Consider the following 12,206-nt stretch of genomic DNA (forward strand, 5'->3'; position numbering starts at 1 on the left):
CATAGGAATATATTATGGAGAACCTGATTTTCCGGATGGAAGGCGGAGCTTTCTCTGATGGATACAGATTGGACAAAATGGTTTCAGGGCTCCATGGCACCCAACAAATTCTTGAAGGTGTGTATAAGGGTGTTACTGGTAAATCACGTCTTTCAAAAAACGACCGAGAGCTCTACAAACTAATAGCGGAAGACGTTCAGTCAGGAAGTCTGCTTGTTTATCTAGGAGCCCTTTTCTCTGGTGTTCAGCAGACGCTTCCATTTCTTCCGTCTTTGTCTCCTGAGGATATGTGGGAATACACCAAGGCTAGTGCAGCCTTCTTGTATGATGTTTACAAAGCTGCTCACGAAGGAAAGTCCGTGACCCTTCACCAAGAGGGTGAAAATACTGCGGTAGTCACTGAGGGAAACGAAAATACCGTTCATGTCTACCATGGTCCGGTTTACCAAATTGCCACCCAGATTATTACGGGGTTTCGTACTCTGGACGATGCATTAGAAGAAGATAATGTTAAAGAAATAACCCTTGGCTCAAAGTATGAGAAAGAACCTGCCATAAAAATGCCTTTCGGAGAAAAGGGCTTGTACTATCCACCAGTTTCTGTGGATGAAGAGCCCAAAACAATAAACTGTGATATTTTCGATTTCAATAAATATGATCGCATCGGAAAACTTAGGGTTTCCGAATCTCAACAACTTCCTGAGGGAAACTACAAGTTTAAAGTGATTGGCAGGCAAGAAGTTGAAGATTACATTTTGTCGATGACTGAAAAACAAGTAGAGATACACTGCTTGGTGGAGTACGAGAACGACCCTCTTCGAGAAACCCGGATCGGCAGCCTGCTCATTATCGACGTGGCTGCATGAAAAGAACTAATGGGGCCAGAGCACATAATTATTGGTCGCTGTTGTTGATAAAACCCTACTGTTCACTATTTATTACATTTTCGAAGTAGGGGTGCTTTTTGTTTGTGTTAAGCTGGTTTAGATATAAAAATATATAAGGAACTTGTTTTGAAGCTAAAGAACGCTGTTGTGTTATTGCCGTTTTTGTTAAGCGGTTGCGGTATAAGTTTTGGGCCTGAAAGCGCTGTTGAAGACACCTCCATAGCCGAAATGATTGTTTACTCTCAAGTCATGAGGGATACGAATGACGAACAGATTGAGCGGCTTATGGACAAACTTCACGAAGTCGCGCCTTTTGACGTCGACACTACCATAGGCGACGGTGTTGATGAATGCGACTCGATAACCGATTTTTCAGTGCATTCAAACTCAGACGGGCAAGATGGATACGTGGTGGCATCCCGTTTCACAATTGACGACACCTTCAGCGTTCGACTGAATTTTGTTGGCAGGGGGCTTGATATGGGGCTAACGACTGCGTTCAAAGAACTTTATTTAATGAACATGACTATCAGTCAAGGCGACAAGCGTTTGTATGCCGGTGACGGTCGATCTGAGGCAACCGCCAAAATGCTGAGGCTATTGCTTGTTGATTGCTCAATTGGCGACATGCTGAAGGGCTACGTAGCCAGCCAACGTTGAGTCAACAGGAATTAATGGGGTCGAGTGCACATTTTTTTTTTGATCAGCTCTGACTCCATAGCCTCATAGACAGAAAGCGGAGTCTGATTGTTTTTCCGCCATAGATCATTGAAGAGTTAAAGGTGTCAGAGCACATATTTGTTAATCACAGTGGGCTATACGCCTGCGAGCAGGTGTTTACCTGATCGTTTTTATTTTAGCGGCCGTTACTCCATACATTCTTAGATTTCCTTGCCTGGAGCTGTAGTTAATGAAGTTCTCCGTTTCTCTGATTTTCCCGATGGTCTCCCTGCTTTTTCTGGCCGGTTGCGCGAGCCAACAACGGATAAGTGGTGAGGCTTTGTCTGGTGTTGAAGGCGTATATCTCATTACTGAGCACACGAGCCCCAAAATCGGCTACACGGGCCCTTCTTTGGCTTGGGGAGCCGCCATTGGCGGAGCTATAGGCGGGCTTCTGGCATCTCAGGATGACGCTTCTGAACTAGAAATTATTGAAGCCTTTCTGGAACAGCAGGAGATTGATCTGACCGGTCAGGCTAATAGGGAGCTTGCAGCAGGACTGCGTGCGCAGACGCCTCGTTTCGAGATTGTCGAATCATACCAAGACAGCGACGCTCGATTCTTTTTGGACTCGCTCAAGTTGAGTTTTGTGAGTTCCAACCCTTTAACCACCAGCGTGATGCCAACAGTCGAGATCAAAGGTTCGTTTTTGCGCAACGATGGTGCGTCGGTCTGGGAAGGTTCGCACCAGACTAATATTTACACCATATCGACTGAAGACGGTCGCAATCTCGAGGAGTGGATGTTGGAACCCGAATTTGCTCGGCAGATTATTGAGCAGTCAGTAAGTATTGCAGTGGACGGCCTGGTCAGCGATTTTGCGGCCTCTATCGAGAATTGAGGAATTAAAGGGGGAGAGCACATATTTTCGAGGGCATATGTTTCAATCAACTCTGATACTTTAGCCTCAATATCGTGCCAGCTCAATTTGATTTCACACGGGCGTGTTGCTTTGAATGCAGGCTCAACTAACGACTAGGATCTTCTGATACATGACTTTTTCTGCCTTAGACATTGGGATTGTCATCAGTGCGTTACTGGCGTCAGTAGGTTACTTATATAAGCTTGGTGTAGAGAAGCGTCAAAGTGCCCGATATCTATTGTTTCATCTTTTAGAAATTCGTCACGAGCTAAGTCTCAGGTTGCCTCGGTCAGATCATGAAGTTGAAAAACTGCAGGAAGACTTTCGAGCAGTCGTAGGCGAGAGAACTAATCTTTTAAAAATCGTCGATATGTTGCCGAAAACGGAACTTGGGGCAATGCTCGGGACTGTAACGAATGGGTTAAATAGAGTCGATTCTAGTCTTCTCGATAGCTACGAGGTGGCGCTTGCGAACTATGCTCGTATTGATCCTTTCCTCACGCATCGGCTGCGAGGGATGAAGTTGATTCCTAAGCTCTCGAAAAACCTGGATTCAACTCTTTCTTCATTCAGAAGCTTACCTGGCTTGGCTGAAGACGATCCAGACACACAAAAGGTGGCAAGTTATGGTGCACGGCAACTGAATCGAGAGTTCGACGATACCAGAGACGGTTTGTTGGCAAAGCTGGACCAGTTGATCCTATCTGTCGGACGAGAGGCTGGCCTATTTATGTGGTTTAGAGCTTGGAGGGTGCTTTCGCAGGCGGAAGAAGAAAATAGTAACGAACAGGAAGTAAGCGAAGCGCAGCAAGCCGCTTTGGGCAGCGCCTTTAAGACGCTAATGATTGAGGTTCTAGTACAGGATGAGAGCATAAAGGGGCAGTTAGAAGCGGCCCCCTTGGAAGAAATGCTAGATGCTATGGAAGAGAAGCTTGGCGAAACTGTAAGTTAAAGGTGTCATAGCACGTATTTATAGCGGCAGGATTTGAACTATTGGTGTCGGACTGATTTAGTTCACCTTTGCGTTGCCAATATTTGCCGTTGCTATACTAGAGACAAGGTAGTGAGACAGTTCATGGTTATCGAAGTTGGTGAAATCTACTCCAATAGTACGACCATCAAGTTGTTGGCCCGTGAGGGCGAGGTGCTTGATGCTCGAACCCACGCAGGTACGAATTACAGAACGACTAGGCACGGTAAAAAGGTTACTTTGCACCAAGATAATTACGAGTCGACGGCCTTTTGGGTTCGTTGGGAAGATGGTTCGCAAGATGAGTTGCAGTCGCTGCCCGGTTCGGTAACAGCCCTGCCAGGACAACGCTTACGTGTTATTTTCGCTAGCAACGGTCGTTGGGAGCTGTCTGACTTGGCTCGAATCAATATGAGCTCAAACAGATATTCAGTTATTCGATCTGTGGATTATGTTGCAGAGACAATTGCGGAAAAACTCTTTGGTAAAGGCGAGCGATATATCGTACCAGGGGTCCTCTCACTTGCGCTGGCTTTTGGAGTTTTTAAATACACAGAAATAGCATCGCTTGCAATTTTATCTATCACTAGCTGGCCATTCTTTCAGTTCGTAGTGAATATGCCTTATAAGCGGTTGTTGAAAAAAATAAAAAATTCCGTTCTGCCGGCCATCGATCGAGCTAGCAATGCAAAGTTTCAATAAAATTAACCTATTAGAAGGGGTGATTATATATTTATTATGAGCATTTAGGCGGTTGCTTTTAATAAGTAGTGTTGGAGTTTTTATGGATCCTATTCAAGCAGGTGTTTTTGAAGTAAAAAGACAGGCGAAGAAAGTGAAATTTAATGTATCTGTGTTCTGCGCATCGATGAGGGAAAGTTCGAGGAATTTTTCTAAGATTCGAGACGATGACATGGATTTGGATCGTAAGCTTAAAGAGAGCATAGGTCTAGCTCTGTCGAGACAGAGCGGGGATGAGGCCTCTCCCTCTTATTGGAGTTTTCGCGTCGATTCTCACGCTATGTCTATGGGAACGTTTAGCAAACTTTATTCCGTAATGATTGCAGCTCTAGGCTTGTCGTGTACATATCTTTTTACGAATGATGATATGCCGCTCTTGGTCGTCTCTGTGCTTACTTTATTTATTCTAACTAAAGCGAAATGGGGTATCGATAAATATTGCGAAGCTCTAAATCGAATTTCGCTTGCTCTGAAAGATATAAATAGATAGCAAAGCAATTAACGGGGTTAGTTCAGTAGTATGATAAGTATGATAGGGGTCAGATCGATTTAATTTTGACCAACTCGGCGTAGCCCGTCGTTTTAGCTAGAATCCCAAATTCCCGAGCCAACGGATTGGCTTAACCACCCAAATGGATTTGACTCATGCCCCGAAAGACCCGGATGTATCTGCCCGATATCCCCGTTCACGTGGTCCAGCGCGGTCACAACCGGGATGCCTGTTTCTTCGCCGAAGAGGACTTCCGCTATTACCGTCAGGTGTTAGGGGAGGGCATGAAGCGTTACGGCGCCCGGCTTCACGCCTATTGTCTGATGACCAATCATGTTCACCTGTTGATAACCCCAGACGAAATCGACAGCATCTCCCGGTTGATGCAGCACGTCGGTCGCCAATATGTGCAGTACGTCAACAAGACCTACCGTCGTTCGGGCACGCTTTGGGAAGGCCGGCACAAAGGCAGCCTTGTCGATGCTGAGAACTATCTGTTGAGCTGCTATCGCTATATCGAACTTAATCCGGTCACGGCTTGTATGGTGGAACGCCCCGAAGAATATCCCTGGAGCAGTTTCCGCTTCAATGCACTGGCTGAACCGGACACCCTGATATCCCCGCATCCGCTTTTTGAGTCTTTGGCCAAGGATAGGTTCGAGCGTGGGTCGGTTTATCGGGACCTCTTCCGGTCTCATTTGCCAGAGAAGACCCGCAGCGATATCGCCGCGAGCGTTTCGGCGAGTCGGATACTGGGCAGCGGTCGATTTAAGGAACAAGTTGAAGCTGCCCTCGGGCGCAAGGCGGGTCAGATCGGACGGGGGCGACCAGCCAATTGTAGTTGATCAAATTTAAATCGATCTGACCCCCGGGGCGGACCCATCAAATTTAAATCGATCTGACCCCCGGGGCGGACCATCGATTCAAGGAACAGGTTGAAGCGACACTCGGGCGTAAGGCGGGCCAGATTGGACGGGGGCGACCAGCCAGTATTGGTTGATCAAAATTAAATCGAGCTGACCGGGCCGGACTCCAGGCGAGCCTTCGGCGAAATTGATCTGCCCCGCGGCGATTCCGGCGATTTCATCAAAAGTAAATCGAACCAGGCTGAGTAACATTGTATCTAGAAACGCTGAGCTATGATTACTTGCCTTATATCAATTGTGTAGCACAGCCGGTGAGCTGATGCTATGTATAATTGTCCGAGAGCCCCAAAATAGAATGCATTTCCTTATTTTGCTTTAGCCCCGACGCCCAACGCTTGTTGCCTTACGCCAGCAGTATAGAAAGAGGAATTAAAGATGGAATTAACCTTGGATAGCATAGTTCCACAACATGCAGAATTCCTCAGTCAAATAGAACTAGATAAAACACAGCAAGAATACATAGGTGGATTGGACAACTATTGTAATGTCCAATCTGGAGAGCTTATTTTAATGGTGAAGCTAGATGATACGCCCATAGGCGCGATGAAACTAGACTTTGAATACAGTAGTACCTATTGCTTCGCGACTACTAATGAAATAGGTTTGCGTGGAGTTATGATAGATAGGAAGTTTCAGGGGAGAGGATATGGGCTAGAAGCTATCCTTCAACTAAGGCAGTTTGTTTCTAAATACTATAAAAATTATACCGCTATCTGTCTAACCGTAAACCATAATAATACGCAAGCTTATCGATGTTACTTGAAGGCAGGCTTTGTGGACATAAATAAAGATTACAATGGCGGAGCCCTAGGTCCGCAGCGAATTATGAGATTGGAAATTTAGTCAAACAACAGGAAGGTTGATTATGTCCAAGCCGTCTTACAAGTCTCTAGAGGTCTTTGAAGCAGTCGCGAGACTTAAGAGTTATGCAAAAGCAGCAAATGAGCTTTGCATCGATTACACTGGGGTCTCCAAGCATGTCAAAGCGCTTGAGGCATATTATAACTTGAGGTTAATTGGGAAGCCAGGTAAGGAACTGGAGTTAACCGCGGTCGGTGAGGATGTCGCTAATCGGCTTTCGATTGGCTTTGAAGCTATTAACTCTGCTTGCTCGGCGATGCGTGATAACCCTAAATTAGAAGTGAAAGTTCCCGTAACCTTTGGGTTGAGATGGTTGCTGGAGAATGCTCCGTACGAGCTTTTAGGAGATAATGTTAATTTTCATATAGCTTGGCGACATTCGGTAGACTTCCTTCAAGAACGATTTGATCTGGCCATAATTTTTTCCGATGAGGTTTCAACGAATTACTTTTACAAAGAAAGATTAGTGGCGGTGGCCGATCCCCTATATCTTGAAAAGTTCCTGTCGAAGGGAAAAATTGATAAAAATAAAATTAAGGAAGCGGTATTAGTTAGTCCCTCTATTAATAAGTCTGACTGGTACGTATATTTTGCGCGAAGCCAACTTAACCAGTCGTTAATAGAGGAGGCAAAAATTTTAGTGGCCGATTCCATGAATTCGGCCTTAGATATTGTTGAGAGAATAGGCGGTATTACCGTTGTAGATATACTGTACGTACAGAAGGAATTAGAGTCCGGTAAGCTGATTCCTGTATTTGATTACATTGTTGAAACAGGTTTAGGCTACAAATTAGTATGTCCGAAGACTATGGAAGACTCTAGAATTTATAGGAGCTTCCTCGATTGGTTGGTGACGCATCCTTGCCTTATCGACTCGGCGAGTTTGTCAAAACTTAAGTTACGGCTAATACCTTGGACTAATGAAAGCGTATGACTTGACTAATTTTGAGGTCCTAAGTTTTTCGAGCCAAGATTTTTAGCGTTTTAAATTCTGTTGTAACTACCAACGTTGTAGATAAAATAAACAAGCTACCGATGGCCATCTTCCATGTGGGAGGTTCGTCAAAAAATATCCAGCCTAATGAAAATGCAACTGGAACTGAGATATAAGATATTTGAGATGCCTTTTGGACGCTGCCATATCTAAAACCTACGATCATGAAGTAACTATAAATGGAGCCCAGTATGGCAATAATAAATGCCATTGAGACTACATTAATATCTAAAGGTCTCCATTCCTGCAAAGATAACGGCGCGGAGATAAAAAAAGTAGAAATTGCGAGCCAGAACATCAAGGAGAATGCATTTTCTTCTGCGCCCCATTTCTTTGTCAAAACATGCATCAGCGCATAAGAAGTAGCAGCTATAATGGGAGCTAGCGCTTCAATCGAATAATCGGAATGGCTTGTATCATTTATATATACCACTGCTAGAAAGCCGAATAGTCCACATATGATATCCTTAGCCGAAGGTCGTTCGTTGAGTAAAAGGATCGCAAAGGGTATAACAAATATGGGTTCTGCAAACATAATAGTGACAACAATTGCTAACGGTACAGTGCTTAGTGAATAAAATAGCGCGAAAGAACCAATGCAATTTAAAATCGCTCTTGCGAAATAAATCTTTTTACATCTTATACTTGTGCTGATTGTCCGGCGGCGGTACAGGACCGGCAGGAGGAGCAATATCGCAAAGAACCATCGCATGGTTAGCAATTGCCATGTTCCGATTTCCTGTCCTAAGCTTTTTACTACTGCGTCCATAACGGTCCCGGCAATTACGGCGATAAATACAAAGAACATCGCCTTGCGATCACGAAGTAGGGGCATATTCATAATTCCAAATCCGCTACAGAATTCCGTTTTGTTGTAATATAACTGGGCTTCGACAATACGCTCTTCAAGAATCTATAGGTCTGTTTGCAGTACAGCCCTCGCTCTTCTAGCCATGTGTTATTGAATACCGTTGACAAATACTTTTCTCCTCCATCGCAAACCAAGCATAATGACGTGCCACTTCCAGAGTATCCAATTGAACGTCTTACCGCCTCATAGATGGCTCCGCCGGCGGAACCTCCGACAAGCAGTCCATGTTCTTGTGCTAGGTATTTGCACGTTGTAAACGCTTTTTGGTCGTTCACTATGACACCCTCATCTAGTAGCGATGGCTTATAGATGACTCCTATTTTGTCCCCGGGCGGCACTCCTGTACCGCTTTGGTAGTATGGTCCGCCAGGATAGCCGAATACTGTGGATCCCTTCGGTTCCACGCCAATTACTTTCAAATTGGGAATCTCATCTTTTAGAACTTGTGCGGTTCCGGTTAATGAGCCACCTGTTCCGACGCAGGCGATAAACTCGTCGAGGTCTGGGCCTACGTCGCTCAGTATTTCTTGTGCGAGGGTAAGCGCATACCCTTTTGGGTTTGAAAAGTTATTTGATTGGTCGAAGAATACTGCTCCAGGTATTTTTTTAGCCAATCTTGCCGCTGTCGCTTCCCTTTCCACCGTTGCGACTTCATTATCGGCATAATCGCCTTGGATCATATGTATTTCGCCACCATAGGCTTTTATGGTGTTAATCTTATCTTCTGCCGCATGATGATCTACAACCGCAATGAACCTAATTCCGAGTTCAGACGCTATGTAAGCGATTCCCGTAGCCGTATTTCCGGAAGAAGACTCAACAATAACGCCTTCTTTAGTCAATCTACCGCTATCCAGAGCATCAAAAATCATCTGTCGAGCCATGCGATCTTTCATGCTCATCCCAGGATTAAATTTTTCGATCTTAAGTAACAGTCTCCATTTGCTATTTAGAAGTCCCATTTCTAATATGGGCGTTCCACCAATCATCTGATGCATAGCTTTATAAATCATAGTGGGTTCCTACATAGCCTCTTCAACGGTCCATGAGATGTCGGTCCGATAGCAATTAAGTGCTACCTTTTTCGGGATGGGCAGATGATGAAACCTTGATTCCATAAGGTCCATCTGATATCCGGCAGTATTGTTGAAGACAAGAAGGTCTCCTCGCACGGGGGAACGTTCAAAGGCTACTAGACGCTTGGTAATAAGGTCGTCCTCTAAACAGCTTTGCCCTGCTATATATGCATACATGGGACGCTTTTTGTTGTTTGTAGTCCGAGGAATTAATATTGGATCCACGAGGAACTCAGAGTTGCACCAAACTTCGCAGGCGCTGAAACTGAGGCCCCTCACGATTATACAATTATCTCCCAATTCGGTTTTTTTAAGCCCAAGTACTTCGAAGACCGAAAATCCTGCGTTATCTACAAGCGCCCGTCCAGGTTCTAAAATCAGCTCTATTCCCAAACTACTCAATCGCTCGATGTTGTCGTGGTTTACCAATACTTGGTTTATAAATCTTTCTTTTGAGCTTGAATTCCAGTAGGGGTAGTAATCCTTTGGAGCTTGGTTTTTGTAAAATTTAGCCTTGGAGATGTTTGCATGATATTGGTTCCAAGATTCCTTGCTGATATAGGAAATGGGAATACCGCCCCCAATATTTACCTTTTCGACGTCTATACCTTGCTTTTGAAGCTGACTGCTTAGCTCTAAAATGCTCGCAAGACAGCCTGCTCTGTCAAGCGGCGAGTATCCCGGGAGATGAAATGAGAAGCCTACCAACTTAATATAGCTTTCGTTTTTTATATTTTTCGAAATTCTTTTCAAATCAGAGAAAGGCATGCCATATCGACTGCAAGATACCCCGCCATTCCAACGAAGCATTACTCTTGCTGTCTTATTGGTCGATTCGGCAATATTGGTCGTTAGTAACAATTCGTCATATGAATCGACAGCAATTATTGAACCGGCTAATATGCCGAGTTCAATGAACTCATCGGACTTACAAGGACCGGATAAAGAACAGTTGCTGCTATCGGCGCCCCTTGATAGAGCCAGTTTCAGCTCATTTTCAGACGAAACATCAATGCCAAGACCTTCTTTGATAGCGGTTTGCAATAACGTGACGGATCGATTGACTTTCATTGCATAATATAAAGTCGATGTGAGCCCCGTATATTTTTTTAGCGCTTGCTGTAACTCTATTATGTTGTTTTTCATGTTGTCGGGTAATATCGCGTGTAGCGGCGATGACACTGATAATATCAGTTGTTTTATTAGGTCCCGGTAAAAGATAGATGTATCGTTTTTAGGAGGTAGGTTAACCATTTATCTGTTCCTCGCTACTGCCAGTGTAAGAGGGAGCTAATAAATTGCTTTCTCTGGTATGTAGTCAAGCGCCGACCGAGGGTAGTTAGCACCTATAGTAGATAGCCATCTTTTGAGCTCGGTTAGAAATGGTGTTTCTATCGCCAAGATTTTTCCAATCTCAATTAATATATCAAGCCCAAATGGTATGTCCTCGCTAAATATTCGATGGTCAAAGTCGAGTTCATATCCTTGCTCCCCTTTTTTCATGGGCATTTTTATACTTTTATAAGCTGTATTAGTTTTTATTGTTTTATAAAGTGTAGACTTGTCTTTAACTTGATCTCCATAGATTTTAATAATGTCTTCTTGTAATGGGATTGCATTGTCCATCTTCATTTGGTAACTATTTCTAATGGTTTTAACCAGCTTTTGTTGCTCTTCATCGGCTCGCTTGACGAAGTATGCTTCTAGTTCGCTGATGTCCTCATAGAATAGGGGCTGCTGAGAGAAGGGTGTTCCGTCCCATTGGGAGTAGGGTCCTATCTTCCCATATAATATAGGGAGGTGTTCGATGGGATTACCTGCGCAGAGTGAGAACTCAAGAAAATTCTCGCAGTAGGCTAATTCGGCATCGAATATAGTTTGTAAAATATATTTGGTATGCTCGATTTTGTCAGTGCTTGGTTTATTTATTGCGAAATAGAGCGTGTTCTTTTCACCTAGTTGAGTAACGCTGACGCCGGGATTTAAATGGGATGCCATAACGGGCGTATCCTTCAGGCCCCAAGTTATGATGTTTTTTTCATTGCCGAGCTCTTTCTCTACCAACCAGTGAAAACCTCCCCATCCAGGTATCGCGCCAACGAATACCCTTTTATTTTTGGATAGGTGAGGTTTTATTTGCTTTAATACTCGTTCTCTGTCGTTTGCGGGGTTAGTTATTAATATGATATCTGCGTGAGGGATAATTTCTTTGGCTGCATCGGTCACCTTATCAGGCTTCGCAAACTGTGTTACGTTTTTTGCGGCATGAAATATCGCTATACCGTTATAGTCTTTTAGTTTCTGTTCGATTTCTTTAGCTTTCCTCGTCAGTATGGAAACCGAATGATTTTTTCCTGAAAGAGTTCCGATCAATGCATGAGCTTGGTTGCCCCCGCCCACTATCACAATATTTGCCATCCTTGCATCTCCGAGAAGATTATTGTGTTGGATGATTTATTAATAACTTGAAAGGTTTTGTTTTTGTATTGAGAAAAAATCCATCAGGGTTGAGGAACATGCGATTGATTAGATTTTCTAATAGTTGCTTATTGAGTTTGATTTAGAGGAGGCCGAAGATAAGTGGGGCCTGCTTAGATTGGAAACGATGGGGGGAGCAGAACGATTTTATTTTGACCAACTCTGCGTAGCCCCTCGTGCCAGCTAGAATCCCACGCTCACGAGCCAACGGATTGGCTCAGCCCCACAAATGGACTTGACCGATGCCACGCAAGACACGGATGTATCTGCCTGGCCTTCCCGTTCATGTGGTCCAGCGCGGCCATAACCGGGATGCCTGTTTTTCGCAGA

Annotated in this window: 13 protein-coding genes; 9 read left to right on the top strand and 4 right to left on the bottom strand. The window is 44.3% G+C overall.

The genetic code is table 11. The annotated features are described in order from the left end of the window. Positions 1–14: 14 nt before the first annotated feature. The 9 genes from RE428_RS05165 (at position 15) to RE428_RS05205 (ending at position 7,391) form a co-directional block, all read left to right on the top strand. Positions 15–866 carry a hypothetical protein gene (locus RE428_RS05165; protein ID WP_004580912.1) on the top strand — a complete coding sequence of 284 codons (852 nt, stop codon included), beginning with the start codon at positions 15–17 and terminating at the stop codon, positions 864–866. Positions 867–1,013: 147 nt separating this feature from the next. Beyond that, the gene (locus RE428_RS05170) at positions 1,014–1,547 is read left to right on the top strand and encodes a hypothetical protein (protein WP_004580913.1); all 534 of its coding nucleotides are present in this window, start codon (positions 1,014–1,016) and stop codon (positions 1,545–1,547) included. A 250-nt stretch (positions 1,548–1,797) separates the two neighbouring features. Then, positions 1,798–2,448, top strand: a complete 651-nt coding sequence (locus RE428_RS05175; RefSeq protein ID WP_004580914.1) for a hypothetical protein — start codon at positions 1,798–1,800, stop codon at positions 2,446–2,448. Positions 2,449–2,599: 151 nt separating this feature from the next. Continuing rightward, positions 2,600–3,421 carry a hypothetical protein gene (locus RE428_RS05180; RefSeq protein ID WP_004580915.1) on the top strand — a complete coding sequence of 274 codons (822 nt, stop codon included), beginning with the start codon at positions 2,600–2,602 and terminating at the stop codon, positions 3,419–3,421. A gap of 123 nt (positions 3,422–3,544) precedes the next feature. Further along, complete coding sequence (locus tag RE428_RS05185; RefSeq protein ID WP_004580916.1) at positions 3,545–4,141, top strand: hypothetical protein; 597 nt, start codon at positions 3,545–3,547, stop codon at positions 4,139–4,141. An 82-nt stretch (positions 4,142–4,223) separates the two neighbouring features. Continuing rightward, on the top strand, positions 4,224–4,670 hold the full coding sequence (locus tag RE428_RS05190) for a hypothetical protein (protein ID WP_040882505.1): 447 nt from the start codon (positions 4,224–4,226) through the stop codon (positions 4,668–4,670). 155 nt (positions 4,671–4,825) lie between these two features. Then, the gene (locus RE428_RS05195) at positions 4,826–5,515 is read left to right on the top strand and encodes a transposase (protein ID WP_004580917.1); all 690 of its coding nucleotides are present in this window, start codon (positions 4,826–4,828) and stop codon (positions 5,513–5,515) included. Positions 5,516–5,971: 456 nt separating this feature from the next. Then, the gene (locus RE428_RS05200; protein WP_004580918.1) at positions 5,972–6,439 is read left to right on the top strand and encodes a GNAT family N-acetyltransferase; all 468 of its coding nucleotides are present in this window, start codon (positions 5,972–5,974) and stop codon (positions 6,437–6,439) included. 22 nt (positions 6,440–6,461) lie between these two features. Beyond that, the gene (locus tag RE428_RS05205; protein WP_004580919.1) at positions 6,462–7,391 is read left to right on the top strand and encodes a LysR family transcriptional regulator; all 930 of its coding nucleotides are present in this window, start codon (positions 6,462–6,464) and stop codon (positions 7,389–7,391) included. A 19-nt stretch (positions 7,392–7,410) separates the two neighbouring features. Here the strand turns inward: RE428_RS05205 and RE428_RS05210 are convergent, their stop codons facing one another. The 4 genes from RE428_RS05210 to RE428_RS05225 are packed head-to-tail and all read right to left on the bottom strand — an operon-like array spanning position 7,411 to position 11,816. Continuing rightward, positions 7,411–8,292 carry a DMT family transporter gene (locus tag RE428_RS05210; RefSeq protein WP_004580920.1) on the bottom strand — a complete coding sequence of 294 codons (882 nt, stop codon included), beginning with the start codon at positions 8,290–8,292 and terminating at the stop codon, positions 7,411–7,413. Then, a complete protein-coding gene (locus RE428_RS05215; protein ID WP_004580921.1) occupies positions 8,289–9,335 on the bottom strand; it encodes a PLP-dependent cysteine synthase family protein in 1,047 nt (348 codons plus the stop codon). The genes RE428_RS05210 and RE428_RS05215 overlap by 4 nt, the downstream gene beginning before the upstream one ends. Positions 9,336–9,344: 9 nt before the next feature. Further along, complete coding sequence (locus RE428_RS05220) at positions 9,345–10,652, bottom strand: alanine racemase (protein WP_004580922.1); 1,308 nt, start codon at positions 10,650–10,652, stop codon at positions 9,345–9,347. Positions 10,653–10,688: 36 nt separating this feature from the next. Continuing rightward, complete coding sequence (locus RE428_RS05225) at positions 10,689–11,816, bottom strand: NAD/NADP octopine/nopaline dehydrogenase family protein (protein ID WP_004580923.1); 1,128 nt, start codon at positions 11,814–11,816, stop codon at positions 10,689–10,691. Between the last annotated feature and the right edge of the window lie 390 nt (positions 11,817–12,206).

The organism is Marinobacter nanhaiticus D15-8W, assembly GCF_036511935.1.
Classification (GTDB): domain Bacteria; phylum Pseudomonadota; class Gammaproteobacteria; order Pseudomonadales; family Oleiphilaceae; genus Marinobacter_A; species Marinobacter_A nanhaiticus.